Source organism: Geminicoccus harenae (assembly GCF_019800005.1).
GTDB lineage: Bacteria > Pseudomonadota > Alphaproteobacteria > Geminicoccales > Geminicoccaceae > Geminicoccus > Geminicoccus harenae.
In genome coordinates, this window is sequence record NZ_JABGCL010000008.1 from 28578 (window position 1) to 49144 (window position 20567).

Here is a 20567-nt window from a genome sequence, read left to right on the forward strand (position 1 = left end):
GCATGTCACAAGGAACCGCCATGACCGCCGCCGCCGTGCAGACCCGCTTCCGCGTCCAGGGGATGGACTGCGCCTCCTGCGCGCAGAAGCTGGACAATGCGGTGCGCCGGATCGAGGGCGTGACGGATGTGGTGGTCTCGGTGGCGGCCGGCACCATGACGGTCGGCCATGCGGAAGGCCTGCAGCTCCGCCCGGCGATCCAGCGCCAGGTCGAGCGGCTGGGCTACCGGGCGTCTCCGCTTGCCGGGAGCAGCATGCCCGCCGCCGATGCCGCGCACGGTGCCTGCTGCGGGCATGATCATCACGGGAACCACCACGAGCACGCAGTCGAGGACGAGCCGCACGGCCATCTCCATGTGCATGACGAGGGCGACGGGCCGTGGTGGCGGCAGCCCCGGGCGATCCTGACGGCGGCGAGCGGGCTGGCCTTCGTGGTGGCGTTCCTGCTGGAGCGGCTGGTGCCGGCCACCGAGGGCTGGATCTTCATCCCGGCCATGCTGGTGGGGCTCGTGCCGATCGCCCGGCGGGCCTTCGCGGCGGCGGTCAGCGGCACGCCGTTCTCGATCGAGATGCTCATGACCATCGCGGCGGTGGGTGCGGTGGCGATCGGGGCTGCCGAGGAGGCGGCGGCGGTGGTGTTCCTGTTCATGGTGGGGGAGATGCTGGAAGGGGTGGCGGCGGGCCGGGCCCGCGCCAGCATCCAGAGTCTCGCCCGGCTCGTGCCGAAGACGGCGCTGCGGCTGCGCCCGGACGGCGGCACCGAGGAGATCGCGGCCGAGCTGCTCCGGCCGGGCATGGTGATCCGGGTCCGGCCGGGCGACCGGATCGCGGCGGACGGGGTGATCCAGGCCGGCAGCGGCGGGATCGACGAGGCGCCGGTCACCGGTGAGAGCCTGCCGGTCGCCAAGGGGCCGGGTGCCCCTGTGTTCGCCGGGACGATCAGCACGGACGGGGTGCTCGAGGTCCTGGTCCAGCGCCCGACGGCGGACAATACGATCGCCCGGATCGTGAAGCTCGTGGAGGAGGCCCAGGAGCGCAAGGCGCCGACCGAGCGGCTGATCAACCGCTTCTCGCGCTGGTACACGCCGGGCGTGGTCGCGGTGGCGGCCCTGGTCGCCATCCTGCCCCCGCTGCTGGGCGGCCAGGACTGGTACGAGTGGATCTACAAGGGCATGGCGATCCTGCTGATCGGCTGCCCCTGCGCCCTGGTCATCTCCACGCCGGCCGCCATCGCGGCCGCCCTGTCGGCCGGTGCCAGGCAGGGCCTCCTGATGAAGGGCGGCAGCGTCCTGGAGCAGCTGCGCAGCATCGACATGGTAGCGTTCGACAAGACCGGGACCCTGACCGAGGGCCGCCCGACCGTCACCGCGATCGTCGGGATCGACCGCCCGGAGGCGGAGGTGCTGCGGCTGGCGGCGGCCCTGGAAAGCCAGTCCAGCCATCCGCTCGCCCGGGCGATCCTGGCGCGTGCCGAAGGGATGACACTCCCGGCGGTGACGGAAGCCCGGGCGCTGGCCGGCAAGGGGGTGCTGGGCGAGGTGGCGGGCACGAGGCTGTTCTTGGGCAGTGCCGAGGTCGCGGGGGCGGTGGCGCCGCTCGCCCCGGTGGTGGCAGCGCGGATCGAGGCCATGCAGATGGCCGGCAACAGCGTGTCGGTGCTGGTGGCGGATGGCGGCGTGGCCGGGCTGATCGGGCTGCGCGACGAGCCGCGTCCGGATGCCAGAGCGGCGCTGGCGGCCCTGGACGCTGCCGGAATCGGCACGATCATGCTGACCGGCGATCATCCGCGCGCCGCAGCCGCCATCGGCCGGGATCTCGGCATCGAGGCCAAAGCCGGCCTCCTGCCGGCCGACAAGCAGCGGATCGTGGGCGAATTGCAGGCCGGCGGCCACAAGGTCGCCAAGGTCGGCGACGGCATCAACGATGCGCCGGCACTGGCCGCGGCCGATGTCGGGATCGCCATGGGCAGCGGCACCGACGTGGCGCTGGAGACCGCGGATGCGGCGGTCCTCCATGGTCGGGTCGGCGATGTGGTGGCGATGATCCGGCTGGCACGCACGGCCATGGCCAACATCGCCCAGAACATCACGATCGCCCTGGGCCTGAAGGCCCTGTTCCTCCTGACCACCGTGCTGGGCATCACCGGACTGTGGCCGGCGATCCTGGCGGATACCGGCGCCACCGTGCTGGTGACCGCGAACGCCATGCGCCTCCTGTGCTGGCGGCCGGCACGGTAGGGGCCGTCTGGACCAGCAGGCTGGCGAGCCGTTCCGTTCCCGTCATGGCCGGGCGGACCCGGCCATGACGAAGAGGAAGGCGCGGCAGGTCAGGACGTCGTGCCTGACCTCTGGCGCACCTGCGGTCAGGCGCCGCCTTCCTGGATGACCACTTCCACCCGGCGGTTCTGCTGCCGGCCGGCGGCCGTGTCGTTGGGCGCCTTGGGATAGGCCTCGCCCAGGCCGCGGGCGACCAGCCGGGCCGGGTCGATGCCCGCGGCCACCAGTTCCGCGCGCACCGCGTCGGCCCGCCGCTCCGAGAGCGAAAGGTTGTAGGCATCCGAGGCGGTGCTGTCGGTGTGGCCCTCGATGATTGCGGTCGCCTGCGGGAAGTCGCGCAGGGCCGAGGCGACCCGGTCCACCTCGCGCAGGCCGCCCGGGCTGAGCGTCGACTCGTCGACCGGGAACAGCACGTCGCCCGCCAGGCCCACCACCAGGCCACGATCGGTCCGCTCGGCCTGCAGCTCGGCCAGGCGCTGCTCCAGCGTCTGCCGGATGGCGCGCTCGCGCGCCTCGCCCGCCCCTTCGACCGCCTCGGTCTCGGCCCGGGCCACGGCCAACTGCTCGGCGGTTTGCGCCCGGCGCTGGGCGACATAGGCCAGGGTCTCGGCCTGCTCGAGGTCATCCTCCTCGGTCAGCGCCCGCTCGCTCTGGGCCAGCGCTTCCTGGGCGGCATTGAGCTCGGGCTGGGCGCGGCTCACCACCTCCGGATTGGCCCGCGCGCCGGCCACCGCGGCGCGTGCCTGCTCCACCGCCGGGCTGGTGGGCGTGCTGCAGGCGGCCAGCGCCAGGCTGCATCCGGCCAGCAGGGTCGCGGTCATGAGCTTGCGCATCATCGGGCGCATCACTGGATCCCTCCGGAGGCGGCAGGTGCCAGGGGCGTTGCGGCGGCCGGCGTGGTGGCGGCCGGCGGCGTGCCGTTCGACGGGGCCGATGTGGTCACCGCCGATCCGCCCGGGGCCAGCGCGTCGATGGCGCTGTCCACCTGCTGCCGGTTGCGCTCGGCCACCGCCCGCTCGGCCTGCGCCTCGGCCAGGCCGGCATCGGCAGCGGCCTCCTGGGCCAGGCGGCGGGCCTTCTCATACTCCTCCTCGGCGATGGCCTGTTCCGCCTGGTTGAGCTTGTCGCGCGCCTGCTGCAGTTCCAGCGGGGCTTCCTGGGGCGCCTCGCTCGCCTCGGCGCGCTCCACAGCCAGCTTGGCAGTGGCCATGGCGTCGTCCGGGGGCGGCGTGCCGGCACAGGCGCCAAGCAGCAGCAGTGCGCCGGCCGCAATGCCCATCGGCGCCGTCTTGCGCGACAGGGTCGGCATGACTGTTCTCCGTACTGAGGGAGGCGAGGACATGGCACGCCAGACCTGGTTTTCGCTGCCAGGTGCTGTCGAGGCGCTGACCATCCTCATCCGTTGACGTTGGAAGCGTCCGGAACAGCCGAGGTTCCGCGCGGATGATGACCAGCCGGACGCAGACCGTGAGTTCGGCTGCGCCCGCTCCCCCTGGATCACGCGCCCGGCAGGCGGTCCGGCATGGCTGCCGGCACCTGCCCGCTCAGAGCGGCTTCTTCAGCCACCTGCCCAGCACGCCGATGATCCCCTCGCGGAACAGGAGCACGCTGACCACGAAGATGACGCCCTGGATGATGGTCACCCAGGCGCCCAAGGTGGCGAGGTAGTTCTGCATGCCGACGACCACGGCGGCACCCACGATCGGGCCGAACACCGTGCCCATGCCGCCCAGGAGCGTCATCAGCACGACCTCGCCGGACATGGTCCAGTAGACGTCGGTGAGCGAGGCCAGCTGGAAGACCAGGGCCTTGGTGGCGCCGGCCAGGCCCGCCAGCGTGGCGGAGAGCACGAAGACCGCCAGCTTGTACTGGTTGGTGCGGTAGCCCAGCGAGACCGAGCGGGGCTCGTTGTCGCGGATCGCCTTCAGCACCTGGCCGAACGGGGAATGGATGATCCGGTAGATCAGCAGCAGGCCGAAGAAGGTGATCGCCAGCACCAGGAAATAGAGGCTGCGGTCGGGGCCGAGGTCGATCAGGCCGAACAGATGGCCGCGCGGGACGGACTGGATGCCGTCCTCGCCGCCGGTGAACGGCGCCTGCACCGAGAAGAAATATACCATCTGGGCAAAGGCCAAGGTGACCATCGCGAAGTAGATGCCCTGCCGGCGGATGGCGAGCGCCCCGAACACGAGCCCCAGCACGGCGGCGGTCGCCGTGCCGAGCAGGATGGCGAGCTCAGGGGTGAGGCCCCAGGCCTTGGCCGCATAGGCGCTGACATAGCTGGCCGAGCCGAAATAGGCGGCATGGCCGAAGCTCAGGAGCCCGCCATAGCCCAGCAGCAGGTTGAAGGCGCAGGCGAACAGCGCAAAGCACATCACCTTCATCAGGAAGACGGGGTAGAGGACGAAGGGGCCGATCAGGCCGAGCGCCAGCAGGCCCACGAAGATCAGGAGATGGTGGCGCGGCATGCCCATGGCACCGGCCGGTGCCGTAAGCGCCGGGGCAGCGACCTCGGTGCGGGCGTTTCGGGTTTCGGCAGCCATCATGCGGCCCTCCCGAACAGGCCGGCCGGCTTCACCAGCAGCACGATCGCCATGATCACGAAGATCACCACCGCCGATCCCTCCGGGTAGAACACGCGCGTCAGGCCCTCGATCAGGCCCAGGCCGAAGCCGGTGATGATCGAGCCCAGGATCGAGCCCATGCCGCCGATCACCACGACCGCGAACACGACGATGATGAGGTCGGCCCCCATGTTCGGGTTGACCGAGTAGATGGGGGCGGCCAGCACGCCGGCGAACGCGGCCAGCGCCACGCCGAAGCCATAGGTCAGGGTGATCAGGCGCGGCACGTTGATGCCGAAGGCGCCGACCAGGGTCGGGTTCTCGGTGGCCGCGCGCAGGTAGGCCCCCAGCCTGGTCTTCTCGATCACGAACCAGGTGGCGAGGCAGACGACCAGGGACACCGCCACCACCCAGCCGCGATAGTTCGGCAGGAACATGAAGCCCAGGTTCATGCCGCCGGAGAGCTGGGGCGGGATCTGGTAGGGCAGGCCGGAGATGCCGTATTCGTTGCGGAACAGGCCCTGGATGACCAGCGCCAGGCCGAAGGTCAGCAGCAGGCCGTAGAGATGGTCGAGATGGTAGAGGCGCGAGATCAGCAGGCGCTCGATGATGACGCCGGTGATCCCGACGATCACCGGGGCCAGGACCAGGGCCGCCCAATAGTTGATCCCGAGATAGTTGAGCAGCATCCAGGCCACGAACGCGCCCATCATGTACTGCGCGCCGTGGGTGAAGTTGATGATGTTCAACAGACCGAAGATGACCGCCAGCCCGAGGCTGAGCAGCGCATAGAACGAGCCGTTGATCAGGCCCAGCAGGAGCTGGCCGAACAGGGCCTGCGGCGGGATTCCCAGAAGCTCGAACATCGGCCCGTCCTGCAGTCAGCCGAAAAAGCAAGAAGGGCAGGACGGGCGCTGCGGCCCGCCCTGCCCCGACGACATCACTGCACGAGCGGGCAGTTGCCCTCGTTCAGCGGGCGGAACGCCTGGTCGGCCGGGATGGTGGCGACCTGCTCGTAATAGTCCCACGGGCCCTGCGACTGGTCCGGCGTCTTCACCCGGAACAGGTACATGTCGTGGATCTTGCGGCCGTCCTCCCGGATCGTGCCCTGGCCGAACAGCTCGTCCTCGGTCGGCATCTCCTTCATCTTGGCCATGACCGCGGTCGGGTCCTTGCCGCCGGTCGCTTCCACGGCCTTGAGATAGTGGAGCACGCCGGCATAGACGCCCGCCTGGACCATGGTCGGCATGTCGCCGTCATGCTTTTCCGCAAAGCGCTTGGACCATTCGCGGGTGCCGTCGTTCTGGTCCCAGTAGAAGCTCTCGGTGAGCACCAGGCCCTGCGCCGTCTCCAGCCCCAGCGCGTGGATGTCGGTCAGGAACACCAGCAGGCCGGCGATGGCCTGGCCGCCCTGGGTGATGCCGAACTCGGAAGCCTGCTTGATCGAGTTGATCGTGTCGCCGCCGGCATTGGCCAGCCCGATCACGTCGGCACCCGAGGACTGCGCCTGCAGGAGGAAGGACGAGAAGTCCGAGCCCGGGAAGGGATGGCGGACGGTGCCGACCACCTCGCCGCCCGCGGCCTCCACCACTGCGGTGGTGTCCCGCTCCAGCGCCTGGCCGAAGGCGTAGTCGGCGGTCAGGAAGAACCATTTCTTGTGGCCGGCCTCGACCATGGCGCTGCCGGTGCCATGGGCCAGCGCCCAGGTGTCGTAGGTCCAGTGGACCGTGTTGGGCGAGCATTGCGGCCCGGTCAGGTCGGCGGTGCCGGCACCGGAGTTGATGAAGACCTTGTTCTTCTCGCGGGTGATGTCGTTGACCGCCAGGGCCGCCGAGGAGGTCGGCACGTCCACGATCACGTCGACGCCGTCCTGGTCGTACCACTGCCGCGCGATGGTCGAGGCGACGTCCGGCTTGTTCTGGTGGTCGGCCGAGACGATCTCGACCGTGATGCCCTTTTCCGCCGCGTTGAAGTCCTCGACCGCCATCTGTGCGGCGACCACCGAGCCCTCGCCGGACAGGTCGGCATAGACGCCGGAGCGGTCGTTGAGCACGCCGATCTTGACACTGGTCTCGGCCAGCGCGGTGCCGGAGAGCAGCGTCGCGGCCACTGCCGCCAGCGTGAAGTTCCTGATCCTCGTCATCTGGTCCAAGCTCTCCCTTGCGCGGCGCATTCTTGTTCGCGCCGTCCAGCTGAATGTGCGGGCTACACGCCGAGATAGGCGTGCAGCTTGTCGAGGTTGCTCTCCAGGTCGTCGTTGCGGATCGTGTCGATGACCCTGCCCTGCTCCACGACATAATGCCGGTCCGCCACCGAGGCGGCGAAGCGGAAGTTCTGCTCCACCAGGACGATGGTGAAGCCCGCGCGCTTGAGCTTCGCGATGGTGTGCCCGATCTGCTGGACGATCACCGGGGCCAGCCCCTCGGTGGGTTCGTCCAGGAGCAGGAGCTTGGCACCGGTGCGCAGGATCCGGCCGATCGCCAGCATCTGCTGCTCGCCGCCGGACAGCTTGGTGCCCTGGCTGGACAGGCGCTCCTTCAGGTTCGGGAACAGTTCGAAGATCTGCTCGACCGAGAGTCCGCCATCGCGGACCTTGGGCGGCAGCATCAGATTTTCCTCGACCGAGAGGCTCGCGAAGATGCCGCGCTCCTCCGGGCAGAAGGCGATGCCGGCGCGCGCGATGGTGCGGGCGGGCAGGCCGATCGTCTCGCGCCCGTCGAACACGATCGAGCCCCGGCGCTTGGCCAGGATGCCCATGATCGCCTTGAGTGTGGTGGTCTTGCCCGCACCGTTGCGGCCGAGCAGGGTCACGACCTCGCCGGCATGGACGTCGAAGCTGACGCCATGGAGCACGTGGCTCTCGCCATACCAGCCATGGACGTCCCGGACCGTGAGCAGGCTGCTGCCCTGGGCGGAATGTGCCCGCTCCATGAGTTGGGCCTCAGTCATGGCCGGCTCCGATATAGGCGTCGATGACGTCCGGGTTCTTCGACACGGTGGCGTAGTCGCCCTCGGCCAGTACCTTGCCGCGCGCCAGCACGGTGATCCGGCCGGCGAGCCTGGCGACGACCGACAGATTGTGCTCCACCATCAGGATCGTGCGGTTCTTCGCGATCCGCTGGATGACGCCGGCGATGCGGTCGACGTCCTCGTGGCCCATGCCGGCCATCGGCTCGTCGAGCAGCAGCATCTCCGGGTCCAGCGCCAAGGTGGTGGCGATCTCCAGCGCGCGCTTGCGGCCATAGGGAAGCGCACCGGCCGGGTCCGCGGCGAAGTCGGCCAGGCCCACCTCGTCCAGCAGGGCCAGGGCCTGCCCATCGAAGCCGGAGAGCACCCGTTCCGAGCGCCAGAAGTCGAAACTGTCGCCGCGCTGGCGCTGCAGGGCGATGCGGACATTCTCCAGCGCGGTCAGATGCGGGAACACCGCCGAGATCTGGAAGGAGCGCACCATGCCGAGCCGGGCGATGTCCGCCGGCTGCATCCGGGTGATGTCCCGGCCATTATAGGTGATGGTGCCGCGCGTCGGCTGCAGGAACTTGGTGAGCAGGTTGAAGCAGGTCGTCTTGCCGGCCCCGTTCGGCCCGATCAGCGCATGGATCGAGCCACGCCCGATCTGAAGATCTACATCATTTACCGCGACAAAACCTTTGAACTGCTTGGTCAGACCTTTAGCCGCCAAAATGACGTCATTGATCATCCTCCCTCCGTGGCCGCAGTTCTTCCTGGCGACTTCTAACGCTTTGTCTCGAAACAATATGCGCCCGCCCCCAGTGTGTCAAACGAATGCGTCGCGGACAGGATCAACCGCCGGTCGGCGTATATTTCATACGATGAATTCCCGACCGGCGGCATGAAGAACGCGCCGGAAGAAGCGGGCTGATTACTGGCGTACCCGACGATCTTCTTGGCGAGCGCAAGTCACCGCGCAGGCAGGCGGCGGCATCGCCCAGACGAATGCCGCCCTGGCCGGCGTTGAACCCTGCGCGGATCGGGACTAAGCCGGTGGCGCCCTCGTACAGCGCGACCAGACCATGACCAGCCAGCTCTGCCATATCGAGCGGATCATCGGCGACCGGACCGAGCCTGGCCTCGCCCACCGGCTGCACCACCTGGCCCATGACGGACGGCTGGAAACGGTGGCGGTCCCGGTGGCCGACCTGCCGCGGCGGCGGTTTCGCGCCGTCACCGACCAGGGCACCGAATGTGCGATCGCCCTGCCCCGCGATACCGCCCTGTTCGACGGCGCGGTGCTGCTGCTGGAGGGGAACCGGGCGATCGTGGTGAAGGTCGGGGAGCAGGAATGGCTGAAGCTGCGGCCGGCCGAGGGGTTCGCGCTGGAGCTGGGCTATCTCGCCGGCAACCTCCACTGGCGGGTGCGCTTTGCCGACGGGCATCTGCTGGTCGCGGTCGACGTGCCGCGCGAGCGCTATCTGGCGCGGATCGAGGAGCATCTGGCCTCCGGCCGGGTCACCCTGGTCGATGACTGACCCTGCCCGCCTGCTGGCGGCCCTTCAGCACGGCGACAGCCAGTTCCCGAGCGGCGGCTTCGCCTTTTCCTGGGGCCTGGAAGGGCTCATGGGCGGCGGCCATCTCGGCCGACGCGACCTCCATCACTTCATCGAGGGCCAGTTCCGCCAGCGCTGGGCCTGCTTCGACCGGGTGGTGATCGCGGAAGCGCACCGGCGCTGCCGCGACCTTCAGGGCCTGTGCGAGCTGGATGACTGGGTGGATGCCGCGACGCTCGCCGAGCCGGCCCGGGATGGCTCGAAACGGGCCGGCAACGCGCTCCTGGGCGTGCATCAGCGCCTGGGCACGTCAGGAGCTGCCGAACTGCGCACGCGCGTCCATGCGGGTGCGGCGCACGGCCATCAGGCGGTGGTCCAGGGCATGGTGCTGGCAGGCGTGGGGCTCGGGCTGGCAGAAGCGCTGGCGGTCGCCGCCCATGCCACAGCGGCCGCCTTCTGCACGGCCGCGATCCGCCTGGGTCTGGCCAGCCATCTGGACGCGCAGCAGGCGCTGACCGCACTGCGGCCGGTACTGGCGGGGCTTCTGGCAGGTCCCCTGCCCGCCCTGGACGAGGCTGCTGCGTTCACACCCGCGGCGGAGATCGCGATGATGCGCCATGCCGGGCAGGAACTGCGCCTGTTCGCCAACTGACGAGGTGAGGCCGACACCATGATGAACCTCACGCCGACCGAGATGGAGCGGCTGTGGATCTTCACCGCCGCGGAGTTCGCGCGCCGGCACAAGTCCCGCGGCATCCGCCTGTCGCATCCCGAGGCGGTGGCGCTGATCGCCGACGAGATGCTGCTCGCCGCCCGTGCCGGCATGGCATACGAGGCGATCGTCGACATGGCCGGCCGGCTGCTCACCACGGACGACGTGATGCCGGGCGTGGCCGCGATGATCGAGCTGGTGTCGGTCGAGGCGGACTTCGAGGAAGGCACCAAGATGGTGATCGTGTTCCGGCCGGTGGGGCCCGGGGAGAAGCCGGTCGAGGAGCATCTTGTGGCCGGCGAGATCATCACCCCGGACGAGGAGATCGAGGTCAATGCCGGGCGGCGCAAGGTGACGGTCGAGGTGGTCAACACCGGCGACCGCGACATCCAGGTGCGCAGCCACGCCCATTTCTTCGAGACCAACCGGGCGCTCGAGTTCGACCGGGCGGCGGCGTTCGGCATGCGGCTGGACGTGCCATCCGGCCAGGGGGTGCGGTTCGAGCCGGGGCTGCGGAAGTCGGTAGAGCTGGTCGAGATCGGCGGGGCGGGCCTGGTGCATGGCCAGGCGGGCCTGGTCAACGGCACGGTCCGCACGGAGGACAGCCGGCAGGCGGCGCTGGCGCTGGCCCGTGCCCAGAACTATCGCGGCGCCTGACCCGACCTAAGGAGAAGAACGATGGCGGTCCTCAGCCGGCGTCACTACGCCGAGGTCTACGGGCCCACCACGGGCGACATGGTGCGCTTAGGGGATACCGAGCTGCTCGCCGAGATCGAGCGGGACTTCACCGTCTATGGCGAGGAGCTGACCACCGGGGCCGGCAAGTCGATGCGCGACGGCGAAGGCTTCCAGACCACCGGGACGTACGCCTCCGGCGCGCTCGATACGGTGATCCAGAACGCCACGATCATCGACGCGGTGATCGGCATCGTGAAGGCCGACATCGGCATCCGTGACGGGCGGATCGTGGGTGTGGGCAAGGCCGGCAACCCGGACTTCATGGACGGGGTCGACCCGGCTCTGCGCTGCGGGCCGAACACCACCGTGATCCACGGCGACGCGTTCATCTGCACGGCCGGCGCCATCGAGGCGCACGCCCATTTCCTGTCGCCGCAGCAGTGGGAGCATGCGCTGGCCGGCGGCTGCACCACCATGATCGGCATGTCGCCCGGGCCCCATTTCGACACGAGCTGCGCCGGGCCGAACGTGGTCGGCCAGATCATCCAGGCCTGCGACGCCTTTCCGCTCAACTTCGCCTTCCTGGGGCGCGGCTGCTCCGATCCCGGCGCGGTCGAGGAATCGGTCGCGGGCGGCTGCCTGGGCGTGAAGATCCACGAGGACCTGGGCGCGTCGCCCGCGGTGATCGACGGCAGCCTGAAGGCCGCCGACCGCAACGACTTCCAGGTCAACCTCCATACCGACACGATCAACGAGTACGGCTTCTGCGAGGACACGCTGCGCGCGATCGGCGGGCGCACCATCCACATGTACCATGTGGAGGGGGCCGGTGGCGGCCATGCGCCGGACCTGCTGATCGTCAACAGCCATCCGAACGTCCTGCCGTCCTCGACCAACCCGACCAACCCGTTCACCGCCTATGCGCTGAACGAGGGTCTGCCGATGACCATGCTGGCGCACATGATGAACTGGCGCCTGCCGGAGGACCTGGCGTTCGCGGAGTCGCGGGTCCGTGCCCAGAGCATGGCCGCGGAGGACTTCCTCCACGACATGGGTGCCATCTCGATCTTCGCGACCGACACCCAGGGCATGGGGCGGCTGGCGGAGAACGTCGCGAAATGCTGGCAGCTCGCCAGCGTGATGAAGGAGCGGGTCGGCCGGCTGCCGGAGGAGACGACCAAGCGCGCCGACAACGAGCGCATCAAGCGCTACGTCGCCAAATACACGATCAACCCGGCGATCGCGTCGGGCATGGACGCGCATGTCGGCTCGATCGAGCCCGGCAAGATGGCCGACCTGGTGCTCTGGCCGCGCGCCTCGTTCGGGGCCAAGCCCTGGATGGTGATCAAGAGCGGCTTCATCGTCTGGGCGGCGATGGGCGACGGCAACGCCAGCCAGACCGATTCCGAGCCGATCGTGCAGCGGCCGATGTGGGGCGCGTTCGGCCGCTCGCCGCTGGAATTGGGCGTCACCTTCGTCTCGAAGCTGGCGATCGAGGCGGACACGCAGAAGAAGCTCAGGGTGAAAAAGCCGTTCGTGCCGATCAAAAACCTGCGTGGGCTCGGCAAGAAGGACATGATCCGCAACGACGCCATGCCGAAGATCGAGGTCGACCCGCGTACCTTCGAGGTGCGGGCGGACGGCAGGCTGCTGATGTGCGAGCCGGCAAAAAGGGTGCCGCTCAACCGGCGCTACATGCTGCGATGAACGGGAAGTTGCGATGAGCAAGGGTGCGGCACGGGTCGGGATCGGCGGGCCGGTGGGCTCGGGCAAGACCGCGCTCCTGGAAGCGCTGATCCCGCGGCTGAAGGCCCGGGGTGTGGACCTGGCGGTGATCACCAACGACCTCGTGACCCACGAGGACGCCGAGCGCCTGCGCCGGGCGAACCTGCTCGACCCGGCCCGCGTCCTGGCGGTGGAGGCGGGTGCCTGCCCGCACACCGTGATCCGCGAGGACCCGACCCTGAACATGGAGGCGGCCGACAGCCTGGACCGGGCCTACCCGGGCTTGGAGCTGATCCTGATCGAGAGCGGCGGGGACAATCTCGCCTCGACCTTCTCGCTCGACCTGGTCGACTACTGGCTGTTCGTGATCGACGTGGCCGGCGGCGACGACATCCCGAGAAAGCGGGGCCCCGGCATCCTCCAGTGCGACCTGCTGGTGATCAACAAGGTCGACCTGCACGAGCATGTCGGCGTTGACCTCCCGCGCATGCTGACCGAAGCGCAGGCGGTGCGCGGCGGGCGCCCGATCGTCTGCACCAACTGCCGCAAGGGCGACGGGGTGGACCAGGTGGCGGATGCCATCTGCCATGCGGTGCTGTTCCAGGACGCATGAATTTAGCCCTCGATCTGTCCTTCCGGGCCGGGCCGGACGGCCGGACAGCACTCGCCGGCCGCCGCGTGCGCCATCCCTTCTCGGTGCAGGCCCCGCTCTGGGACCTGCCCGGCCGGCCGCTGGGGGCGCGGATCTTCGTCCAGTCGATGTCGGGCGGGATCTTCGAGGGCGAGCGGCTCGGCCAGCGCGTCGCCGTGCAGCAGGGTGCGGAGCTGCGGGTCGAGGTCCCGGCCGCGACCGTGGTCCACGAGATGCCGAACGGCGGCGCCAGCGAGCAGCGGATCGAGCTGGTGGCTGAGGCGGGCTCGGTGCTGGAGTTCACGCCCCCGCCCCTGATCCTCTTCCCGGACAGCCGGCTCACCCAGACGATCGAGGTGACCGCCGATGCGGGCGCACGGCTACTGGTGGGCGACGGCTTCATGATGCACGACCCCGGCCGGACCGGGCGCGGGTTCGACTGGTGCGTCACTACCCTCGGCCTGGCGCGGCCGGACGGGCGCCTCGTGGCGCTGGATCGCTCCCGGGCGAGCGGGACGGCCCTGGCAGCTGACACGCCCGGCGTGGCCGGCGGCTTCCTGGCCCAGGGCAGCCTGCTGCTGGTCCGCCCGACCTCGCCCGCGCTCGCCAAGGAGTGGTGCCGGGAGATCCAGGTGCTGCTGGAGGGACCGGACGTATTTGGCGGTGCGAGCCCGCTGCGCCAGGAAGCCGGACTGTTCGTCCGGCTGCTCGCCCGGGATGGAGGGGCGCTGGTCCAGGCGCAGGCCGGCCTCGTGCGCCTGATGCGGCGCATGCTTCACGACGAAACACCGGTCGGAGCGGCGGCAGGATCCTGTTGTTCACCACCTTCGCCGGGACCCAGGTGATCTCGACGAGGTGGCGAAGCCGCTCCCGTGCCCATGGACGATGTTCAGCCGCAACGACCGGGTGATGACGAAGGCGGCGTCCACCGGTTCGGCGAGCTCACCAACAAGGCCGATTACTCCCGCCACTGCCCCTGTCGAGCAGCAGGACGTCGTTACCGGGAAGCGCAGCGTCCACCGGCTGGAGCCATCCGTGGGTGGTACAGCCGACCTGGCGTGGATGATCAGCCGCCGATCCCGAGCGCCAGGGCGATCTGGCGGCGGATGGCGGCGAGCTGGTCAGGGGTGATTCGGGACGGTGTCGCCGTCAGCCGCGCCTTGGACGTGGTCGCGACCAGATGGGATACCGCCCAGCAGGGCTTGCTGCAGCCGTTGGCACGGCTGGGAGCGATCGGCACTGCGAGGTCAGCGATCACCAGGGTCGCATCCTCGGTCAGCGGCACCAGGATCACGTTCGGGTAGGCCGGGGCAAACAGCGCGTCGTCCTCGACCACGACCGCCGGACGACGCTTGTTCGGCTCCTTGGTCAAGGCGCCGCCCGCCAGTCGGCCAGCACGATCTGGCCGGCCGCGAAGTTCGACAGCTCACGCTCAGTCGGCATCGGCGGGCGGCGTTCCCCAATCCTCGTAGAACGCCCTGCCTTCGGGCGAATTGGCGACACGACGGCCAACTCGCGCGCTTGCTTCGGTGATGCGCGCACGCCGGGCATCCCGCGCATCCCGGGTCGTCAGGTCACACAACAACGTCGCCAGACCGACGCCGCTTGCGCGTGCCTGCGCTTCGAGCTCGTCACGTACATCGTCATCGAGCCGGATCGAGATCGGCATGCCCATGAGACATCTCCACACTACGAATAGACACTACGCCTATGTGACGCAGCAGTGGAAGTCGCAGCCGGCACTTGCTCAGGCCGCCGGCACGGCCTGCAGCCCCGGCTGGTACTGGCGGTGGGCCAGGTCGATGCCGACCTCGTCGAAGCGGGCGAGCAGGCGGCGGTTCAGCTCGCGGCCGACCGCCCATTGCTGCAGCGGCCGGGTGCGGATGCCGCCTTTGAGCACGATGCCGTCCGGGTTGACCTCGTCCACGCCCCAGACGTCCAGCGGCAGGAGGATCAGCGGCGCGTAGGCCGGGTCCTTCAGCAGCGAGTTGCCGACCTCGCGCATGGTGTCGATCGCCTTCTGCGTGTCAGCGTGGTGGTCGATCATCACCGTCACTGTATAGACGCCGAAGTCGCGCGAGCGGTTCTTGACCGCCTTGATGCTGGAGAACGGGATCGAATGGAGCGCGCCCTCGCCGTCGCGGATGCGCACGGTGCGGATGGTCAGCGCCTCGACCGTGCCGGCCCGGTCGCCGGTGTCGATCACGTCGCCGATCGAGATCGTGTCCTCCAGCAGGATGAACAGGCCGGTGATCACGTCCTGGACCAACTGCTGCGAGCCGAAGCCGATGGCGAGGCCGACCACGCCGGCGCCGGCGAGCAGCGGGGCCACGTTCAGGCCGAGATTGGCCAGCACCACGATGACGGTGAGCACGGACAAGGTCACGAACACGAAGTTGCGCAAGAGCGGCAGGAGGGTCTTCACCCGGTTCGACATCGGCCGCGGCCGGCCCTGATGGTCGGTCGGCACCAGCGCGCCGGCGATCCAGCTGTCGATGAAGATCCAGGCCAGCCAGGCGGTGATCAGGGCGAAGCCGATGCCGGAGAGCGAGCTCACGATCGTGCGCCCCGGCTCGCGCTGCAGCCAGGCCAGGAGGTCGAAGCCCCACAGCCGGAAAGTGATCACCACCACCAGCACCGCCAGCACCACCTGGCCGATCACCGCCACCAGCCCGATCACCCGGGCGGCGACGGCGCCCCTGGTCGTGATCCGGCGCTGCTGCATGTGCTCCTCGGCGATCCGCGCGCGCTTGCGCAGCCAGGCCGCGAGCATCGTGCCGACGATCACCAGCGCCAGCGAGAAGGAGACCTGCAGGATGAAGCTCTGGCTGCGCGTGCCGAGCAGCCGGGCGATCACGTTGAACGCCAGGAAGGCGATCGCGATCAGGTGCCAGCGGCGGGCGAGCCCGACCAGCGCCGCCTCTACCTGACCGACACCGATGCCCTTGGCCAGCCGGCCCCGGATCAGCAGCGCGCGGATCGTCGCCTTGTGCCGGAGCACGAACATCAGGGCGGCGAGATTGTAGAGCAGGTCGAACAGGAGGGAGACGATGTCGGCGGTGGCAAGGCCGATCGTGCTGCGCAGGTTCGGGTCGCGCAGCACGGCGCTGAACACGGCCAGGCCCACCAGCCAAGAGATCCACACGCCCATGCGCTTTTGCGCATAGCCCACCAGCCGCCAGCCGCGCGCCGGTGCGGCGAGCATCAGGAAGTGGTGGAAGATCTGGCGGGCGAACATGCCCCACCACAAGGGCGAGGCGAGGAGCAGGAAGATCAGCCGGCCGCGCGCGCTCATGCCGGAGGCGACCGGCCAGATGAGCAGGATGGCGGCGGCCACGGCCAGCGGCAGGATGCCGAACAGGGCGCGGGTCAGGATCTCCCGCACCAGTTTGCCGCCGCGGCTGCGCTGGGTGGCGACCGTGCGCCGCTGCACGGCGGGCAGCTTGGCCACCAGGAACAGGATGCCGAAGCCCAGCGCCCAGCCGGCGATCGACCGGATCAGGAAATATTCGAGCCCGTCGCGAAAGCCGGGATCGCTGATGCGCGCGTGGACCTGCTGGCCGGCCAGGCGGAAGCGCTCGATGATCGAACCGCCGCCCAGCGCCAGGCGTGGCAGCTCCTGGCCGACGTCGCTGGCCCAGTCGCTGAGCGCGCCCACCAGGCCGTGCTCGGTCAGGATCGCCTCGGCCGGGGCGGGCTCGGCCGCCGGCGCCGGCTCGGCAGCGGGAGCCGGGGCCGGCTCGGCCGCGGCTGGCGGTGCCTGTGCCGCACCGGCCTCGGCGGGCGTGCCGTTCTCGGCCGGCGCTGCCTGGTCCGGGCTGGCCGGAACCGGCGCCTCCCCCGCCGCCTGGCCGGTGGCCGGCGACGACGGCGGCGCCTCGAGCTGGGCGCGCAGGGTCTCCAGATCGGCGATGACCGCCTGGCGGCCGGCATTGTTCTTCAGGAGCTGCAGTGCCCGGTCGATGGTCGCGAGATCGTCGGCCCGTTCGGCGACGGGGGCGGCCGCCGATGCCGGCGGCTGGGCCTGCTGGCCTGGCGCGTTCTGTGCGGTGGCGGGGGAAGTCTGGGCGATCAGGAGGACGAGCAGGAAGGCGAACGCGCGAAGCAGCATGAGCCGAAACGATCCTCTACCGGTGACCGGCACGCCGGAGGACGCCCTGCCCCTGACGCGCCACTGCCGGGCCTGCCTGGCAGGTCCGGCGCCCGATCAGGTAGCGGGCGGGTGCCGGCGCGACCAGGGTGATGCGGCGGAATGAGGAAATCGTCAGGATACCGGAAGATGGCCGGGCGCCGATTCCGGTCGGATCAGCCTTCCTGCTCGGTGGCGGATGCGCGGCGCGGGCGGATCACCTGGGCGGGGCGTGCCGGGCGGCGGGCGCGCATCTGGCTGCGCAGGGTTTCCAGTTCGGCTTCCTTGGCGCGCATCTGGCGCAGGGACAGGAGCCACAGGCCGCCCAGGACCAGGATGGTGAAGCCGAACGCCGGCCATACATAAGCCGCATAGCCGCCCATCGCGAGGAACTCAGCCATGGACCGGTCCTCCGGTGCCGGCACTATCCGCAGCGGGCGGGTCACGGTATGCCGCGCAGCACGGCACGAGCGGCGAGAGGCGGTGGGAATTGGACGCGAGCACCGGAGCTCCGGTCGAAGGTCATGGCAACGCGGCGCGGCCAGCGCCCGGGTCCAGCCAGGATCCGCAGCGGGCCGCCCTTGCGCCTAGCACGACTGCCGCCGAAGCTCCAACGCTGCCCGATGCGCCGGCCATCCGTGCCCAGGTCCGGGCGGAGGTCCAGGCGCTGGGGGCGGCCGCTGCCGCCGACATCCCGGGGCTCACGGCGGCCTTGAAGCGCATCCATGGCGATGCCCGCGGCCTGGTCCGCCGCGCGTTCGAGGCGGGCGGGCCGGCCGAGGCCGCGGTGGCAGCACTCAGCGCCATCACCGACGGGCTGATCCAGGGCCTGCTGGACCTAGCCAGCACCCATGTCTATCCGACCCCCAACCCGACCAAGGGCGAGGGCATGGCGGTGCTGGCGGTGGGCGGCTACGGGCGCAGCGAGCTCTGCCCGCACTCCGACATCGATCTCCTGTTCCTGGTGCCCTACAAGCGCACGCCTGTGGGCGAGCAGATCACCGAGTACCTGCTCTACCGGCTCTGGGACCTGGGCCTGAAGGTCGGCCAGGCCACCCGCACGGCCGGCGAGTGCATCAAGCTGGCCCAGCAGGACCTCACCGTGTCGACCGCGCTGCTGGAGGCGCGGCTGCTCTGGGGGGATGCCGCCGCCGCCGGCGACCTCGAGGAGCGCTACCGCAAGGAGATCGTCCACGGCCACGAGGCGACGTTCATCGAGGCCAAGCTCGCCGAGCGCGATGGGCGCCACCAGCGGGTCGGCGACAGCCGCTACCTGCTCGAGCCCAACGTCAAGGAAGGCAAGGGCGGCCTGCGCGACCTCCATACGTTGGGCTGGATCGCCCGGTTCGTCTATGGCGGCACGGATCTGGTCAAGCCGGTCCAGAGCGGGCTGATCACCCGGCGCGACCTGTCGACCTTCCGGCGCTCGCGCGCCTTCCTCCTGGCGGTACGCTGCCACCTGCACTGGCTGACCGGGCGGGCCGAGGACCGGCTGACCCTGGACGTGCAGCCCGAGATCGCCGCGCGCATGGGCTTTCGCACCCGGACCCGCTCCATGGGGGTGGAGCGGTTCATGAAGCGCTACTATCTGGCCGCGCGCGAGGTCGGCAACCTCACCCGGATCGTCTGCGCGGCCCTGGAGGAACAGCACCGGCGCCGGCCGAAATTCGCGCTGCCGCGCTTCGGCCTCACCCGCAAGCGGGTGGACGGCTTCCTGATCCAGGGCAACCGGTTGGCGCTGGACGACCCGAAACTGTTTCAGCAGGAGCCGATCAAGCTCCTGCAACTGTTCCACACCGCCGATGCCCGCGGCCTGGACATCCACCCCGCCACGCTGGCGGCGGTGGGCCAGGCCCTGCCCAGGATCGATGCCGAGCTGCGCGACGACCCGCAGGCCAACCGGCTGTTCCTGGAGATCCTGACCTCGCGCAAGGATCCGGCGGGGACCCTCACCCGGATGAACGAGGCCGGGGTGCTCGGCCGGTTCGTGCCGGACTTCGGCCGGATCGTCGGCCAGATGCAGCACAATCTCTACCACGTCTACACCACGGACGAGCATACGATCCGGGCGATCGCGATCCTGCGGCAGATCGAGGACGGCCAGCTCCGGGACGACCTGCCGCTCGCGAGCGAGCTGGTGCCCAAGCTCCTGTCGCGCCGTGCCCTGTTCGTCGCTTTGTTCCTCCACGACATCGGCAAGGGCCGGGGCGGGCGCCATGCCGAGGTGGGTGCGGTCATCGCGCGCAAGCTCTGCCCGCGCTTCGGCCTGCTGCCGGAAGAGACCGAGACGGTCGTCTGGCTGGTCGCCTACCATCTGCTGATGAGCGACACCGCCTTTCGCCGTGACCTGGAGGATCCCAAGACCATCCAGGACTTCGTGGAGGTGGTGCAGTCCCCTGAGCGCCTGAAGCTCCTGCTGATGCTGACCGTGTGCGACATCCGCGCGGTCGGCCCCAATGTGTGGAATGGCTGGAAGGGCCAGCTCCTGCGCGAGCTGCATGGCGAGGCCGAGGCGGCGCTGCAGTCCGGCGACCTGCGCGGGCGGCGCGCCAGCCGGGCCAACCGGGCGAAGGCCGAGCTGGCCGAGGCATTGCTGGCGGAGCCGGACGGCTGGTGGACGCAGGAGCGCATCGACCGGCATCTCGCCCGGCACGACCCGCGCTACTGGCTGGGCTTCGGCACCGAGGACCTGGTCCGCCATGCCGAGCTGATCCGACGTACCGAGAGCCAGTCCCTGCCGATCGGCATCGACTTCCGGGTCGACAAGTTCCGCGCCCGCTCCGAGCTCCTGCTCTACGCGCCGGACCATCCCGGCCTGTTCATGAAGGTGGCGGGGGCGATCGCACTGGGCGGCGCCAGCATCGTGGACGCGCACATCTTCACCACGACCGACGGCACGGCGCTCGACATGCTGGGCTTCCAGGACGCGGGCAAGCACGCGGCCGTCGACGACCCCGAGCGCTTCCAGCGCATCCGCGACAACCTGATCCGCGCCTTGTCCGGCGAGATCTGGCTGGAAAAGGCGCTGGCGGGGCGGCGCAGCCTGCCGGCCCGGGCGGATGTGTTCCAGGTCGAGCCGCGCGTGCTGCTCGACAACAATGCCAGCCGCACCCACACCGTCATCGAGGTCAATGGCCGCGACCGGCCGGGCCTGCTGTTCGATCTCGCCAAGGCGCTGAAGGAACTGGGCCTGGTGATCAGCTCCGCGCATATCAGCACCTATGGCGAGCGCGTCGTCGACGTGTTCTACGTCAAGGACGTGTTCGGCATGAAGGTTACGGTGCGCAGCAAGGTCATGAAGGTCCAAAAGCAGCTCACCGAGGCGCTGAGCCTGACCTGACCAGACC

20 protein-coding genes are annotated in these 20567 nt (G+C 69.8%); 9 read left to right on the plus strand and 11 right to left on the minus strand.

Annotated features, from left to right (window positions below; all coding sequences use genetic code 11):
* The first annotated feature begins 20 nt into the window (after positions 1-20).
* Complete coding sequence (locus HLA95_RS09145; protein WP_255591714.1) at positions 21-2237, plus strand: heavy metal translocating P-type ATPase; 2217 nt, start codon at positions 21-23, stop codon at positions 2235-2237.
* Between the two features lie 125 nt (positions 2238-2362).
* On the opposite strand, the gene HLA95_RS09150 is transcribed toward HLA95_RS09145, so the two are convergent.
* The 7 genes from HLA95_RS09150 to HLA95_RS09180 all read right to left on the minus strand — a co-directional run bounded on the left by HLA95_RS09150 (position 2363) and on the right by HLA95_RS09180 (position 8537).
* Positions 2363-3121 carry an OmpA family protein gene (locus HLA95_RS09150; RefSeq protein WP_222183065.1) on the minus strand — a complete coding sequence of 253 codons (759 nt, stop codon included), beginning with the start codon at positions 3119-3121 and terminating at the stop codon, positions 2363-2365.
* A complete protein-coding gene (locus tag HLA95_RS09155) occupies positions 3121-3585 on the minus strand; it encodes a DUF4398 domain-containing protein (protein WP_222183067.1) in 465 nt (154 codons plus the stop codon). Before HLA95_RS09155 ends, HLA95_RS09150 begins: the two co-directional genes overlap by 1 nt.
* Positions 3586-3820: 235 nt before the next feature.
* A complete protein-coding gene (locus tag HLA95_RS09160) occupies positions 3821-4744 on the minus strand; it encodes a branched-chain amino acid ABC transporter permease (RefSeq protein WP_223861449.1) in 924 nt (307 codons plus the stop codon).
* A gap of 74 nt (positions 4745-4818) precedes the next feature.
* Positions 4819-5706 carry a branched-chain amino acid ABC transporter permease gene (locus HLA95_RS09165; protein WP_191058951.1) on the minus strand — a complete coding sequence of 296 codons (888 nt, stop codon included), beginning with the start codon at positions 5704-5706 and terminating at the stop codon, positions 4819-4821.
* Between the two features lie 74 nt (positions 5707-5780).
* A complete protein-coding gene (locus HLA95_RS09170) occupies positions 5781-6983 on the minus strand; it encodes an ABC transporter substrate-binding protein (RefSeq protein WP_191058952.1) in 1203 nt (400 codons plus the stop codon).
* Between the two features lie 62 nt (positions 6984-7045).
* A complete protein-coding gene (locus HLA95_RS09175) occupies positions 7046-7789 on the minus strand; it encodes an ABC transporter ATP-binding protein (protein ID WP_191058953.1) in 744 nt (247 codons plus the stop codon).
* The gene (locus HLA95_RS09180; RefSeq protein WP_191058954.1) at positions 7782-8537 is read right to left on the minus strand and encodes an ABC transporter ATP-binding protein; all 756 of its coding nucleotides are present in this window, start codon (positions 8535-8537) and stop codon (positions 7782-7784) included. The genes HLA95_RS09175 and HLA95_RS09180 overlap by 8 nt, the downstream gene beginning before the upstream one ends.
* Before the next feature lie 334 nt (positions 8538-8871).
* Between HLA95_RS09180 and ureE the strand changes: the two genes are divergently transcribed.
* From ureE to HLA95_RS09210, 6 genes are read left to right on the plus strand one after another with little or no spacing between them, the layout of a single operon-like run.
* Positions 8872-9327 carry an urease accessory protein UreE gene (gene ureE, locus HLA95_RS09185; RefSeq protein WP_191058955.1) on the plus strand — a complete coding sequence of 152 codons (456 nt, stop codon included), beginning with the start codon at positions 8872-8874 and terminating at the stop codon, positions 9325-9327.
* Complete coding sequence (locus tag HLA95_RS09190; protein WP_191058956.1) at positions 9320-9997, plus strand: urease accessory protein UreF; 678 nt, start codon at positions 9320-9322, stop codon at positions 9995-9997. The genes ureE and HLA95_RS09190 overlap by 8 nt, the downstream gene beginning before the upstream one ends.
* A gap of 21 nt (positions 9998-10018) precedes the next feature.
* A complete protein-coding gene (gene ureB, locus HLA95_RS09195) occupies positions 10019-10714 on the plus strand; it encodes an urease subunit beta (protein WP_191058960.1) in 696 nt (231 codons plus the stop codon).
* Positions 10715-10735: 21 nt separating this feature from the next.
* Complete coding sequence (gene ureC, locus HLA95_RS09200; protein ID WP_191058957.1) at positions 10736-12442, plus strand: urease subunit alpha; 1707 nt, start codon at positions 10736-10738, stop codon at positions 12440-12442.
* A 13-nt stretch (positions 12443-12455) separates the two neighbouring features.
* On the plus strand, positions 12456-13073 hold the full coding sequence (ureG, locus tag HLA95_RS09205) for an urease accessory protein UreG (RefSeq protein ID WP_191058958.1): 618 nt from the start codon (positions 12456-12458) through the stop codon (positions 13071-13073).
* On the plus strand, positions 13070-13936 hold the full coding sequence (locus HLA95_RS09210; protein WP_222183069.1) for an urease accessory protein UreD: 867 nt from the start codon (positions 13070-13072) through the stop codon (positions 13934-13936). The genes ureG and HLA95_RS09210 overlap by 4 nt, the downstream gene beginning before the upstream one ends.
* Positions 13937-14157: 221 nt before the next feature.
* Here HLA95_RS09210 and HLA95_RS09215 read toward each other — a convergent pair whose 3' ends face one another.
* From HLA95_RS09215 to HLA95_RS28815, 3 genes are all read right to left on the minus strand, one after another.
* A complete protein-coding gene (locus HLA95_RS09215) occupies positions 14158-14463 on the minus strand; it encodes a type II toxin-antitoxin system PemK/MazF family toxin (protein WP_223861694.1) in 306 nt (101 codons plus the stop codon).
* Between the two features lie 60 nt (positions 14464-14523).
* A complete protein-coding gene (locus HLA95_RS09220) occupies positions 14524-14766 on the minus strand; it encodes a hypothetical protein (protein WP_191061550.1) in 243 nt (80 codons plus the stop codon).
* 72 nt (positions 14767-14838) lie between these two features.
* On the minus strand, positions 14839-17202 hold the full coding sequence (locus tag HLA95_RS28815) for a mechanosensitive ion channel domain-containing protein (RefSeq protein ID WP_222183071.1): 2364 nt from the start codon (positions 17200-17202) through the stop codon (positions 14839-14841).
* Here HLA95_RS28815 and HLA95_RS09230 point away from each other — a divergent pair.
* Positions 17201-17347 carry a hypothetical protein gene (locus HLA95_RS09230; protein WP_222183074.1) on the plus strand — a complete coding sequence of 49 codons (147 nt, stop codon included), beginning with the start codon at positions 17201-17203 and terminating at the stop codon, positions 17345-17347. The genes HLA95_RS28815 and HLA95_RS09230 overlap by 2 nt on opposite strands.
* 49 nt (positions 17348-17396) lie before the next feature.
* Here HLA95_RS09230 and ccmD read toward each other — a convergent pair whose 3' ends face one another.
* Entirely contained in the window at positions 17397-17621 is a 225-nt protein-coding gene (ccmD, locus tag HLA95_RS09235; protein ID WP_222183076.1) for a heme exporter protein CcmD, read from the minus strand.
* An 89-nt stretch (positions 17622-17710) separates the two neighbouring features.
* Between ccmD and HLA95_RS09240 the strand changes: the two genes are divergently transcribed.
* Positions 17711-20560, plus strand: a complete 2850-nt coding sequence (locus HLA95_RS09240) for a [protein-PII] uridylyltransferase (RefSeq protein WP_222183078.1) — start codon at positions 17711-17713, stop codon at positions 20558-20560.
* The last annotated feature ends 7 nt before the right edge of the window (positions 20561-20567 follow it).

Excerpts from the sequence above, each read along its gene's own strand:
- HLA95_RS09145 (WP_255591714.1), top strand. The coding sequence starts at position 21 with ATGACCGCCGCCGCCGTGCAGACCCGCTTCCGCGTCCAGGGGATGGAC.
- HLA95_RS09150 (WP_222183065.1), bottom strand. The coding sequence starts at position 3,121 with ATGCGCCCGATGATGCGCAAGCTCATGACCGCGACCCTGCTGGCCGGA.
- HLA95_RS09155 (WP_222183067.1), bottom strand. The coding sequence starts at position 3,585 with ATGCCGACCCTGTCGCGCAAGACGGCGCCGATGGGCATTGCGGCCGGC.
- HLA95_RS09160 (WP_223861449.1), bottom strand. The coding sequence starts at position 4,744 with ATGCCGCGCCACCATCTCCTGATCTTCGTGGGCCTGCTGGCGCTCGGC.
- HLA95_RS09165 (WP_191058951.1), bottom strand. The coding sequence starts at position 5,706 with ATGTTCGAGCTTCTGGGAATCCCGCCGCAGGCCCTGTTCGGCCAGCTC.
- HLA95_RS09170 (WP_191058952.1), bottom strand. The coding sequence starts at position 6,983 with ATGACGAGGATCAGGAACTTCACGCTGGCGGCAGTGGCCGCGACGCTG.
- HLA95_RS09175 (WP_191058953.1), bottom strand. The coding sequence starts at position 7,789 with ATGACTGAGGCCCAACTCATGGAGCGGGCACATTCCGCCCAGGGCAGC.
- HLA95_RS09180 (WP_191058954.1), bottom strand. The coding sequence starts at position 8,537 with ATGATCAATGACGTCATTTTGGCGGCTAAAGGTCTGACCAAGCAGTTC.
- ureE (WP_191058955.1), top strand. The coding sequence starts at position 8,872 with ATGACCAGCCAGCTCTGCCATATCGAGCGGATCATCGGCGACCGGACC.
- HLA95_RS09190 (WP_191058956.1), top strand. The coding sequence starts at position 9,320 with ATGACTGACCCTGCCCGCCTGCTGGCGGCCCTTCAGCACGGCGACAGC.
- ureB (WP_191058960.1), top strand. The coding sequence starts at position 10,019 with ATGAACCTCACGCCGACCGAGATGGAGCGGCTGTGGATCTTCACCGCC.
- ureC (WP_191058957.1), top strand. The coding sequence starts at position 10,736 with ATGGCGGTCCTCAGCCGGCGTCACTACGCCGAGGTCTACGGGCCCACC.
- ureG (WP_191058958.1), top strand. The coding sequence starts at position 12,456 with ATGAGCAAGGGTGCGGCACGGGTCGGGATCGGCGGGCCGGTGGGCTCG.
- HLA95_RS09210 (WP_222183069.1), top strand. The coding sequence starts at position 13,070 with ATGAATTTAGCCCTCGATCTGTCCTTCCGGGCCGGGCCGGACGGCCGG.
- HLA95_RS09220 (WP_191061550.1), bottom strand. The coding sequence starts at position 14,766 with ATGGGCATGCCGATCTCGATCCGGCTCGATGACGATGTACGTGACGAG.
- HLA95_RS09230 (WP_222183074.1), top strand. The coding sequence starts at position 17,201 with ATGAGCCGAAACGATCCTCTACCGGTGACCGGCACGCCGGAGGACGCC.
- HLA95_RS28815 (WP_222183071.1), bottom strand. The coding sequence starts at position 17,202 with ATGCTGCTTCGCGCGTTCGCCTTCCTGCTCGTCCTCCTGATCGCCCAG.
- ccmD (WP_222183076.1), bottom strand. The coding sequence starts at position 17,621 with ATGGCTGAGTTCCTCGCGATGGGCGGCTATGCGGCTTATGTATGGCCG.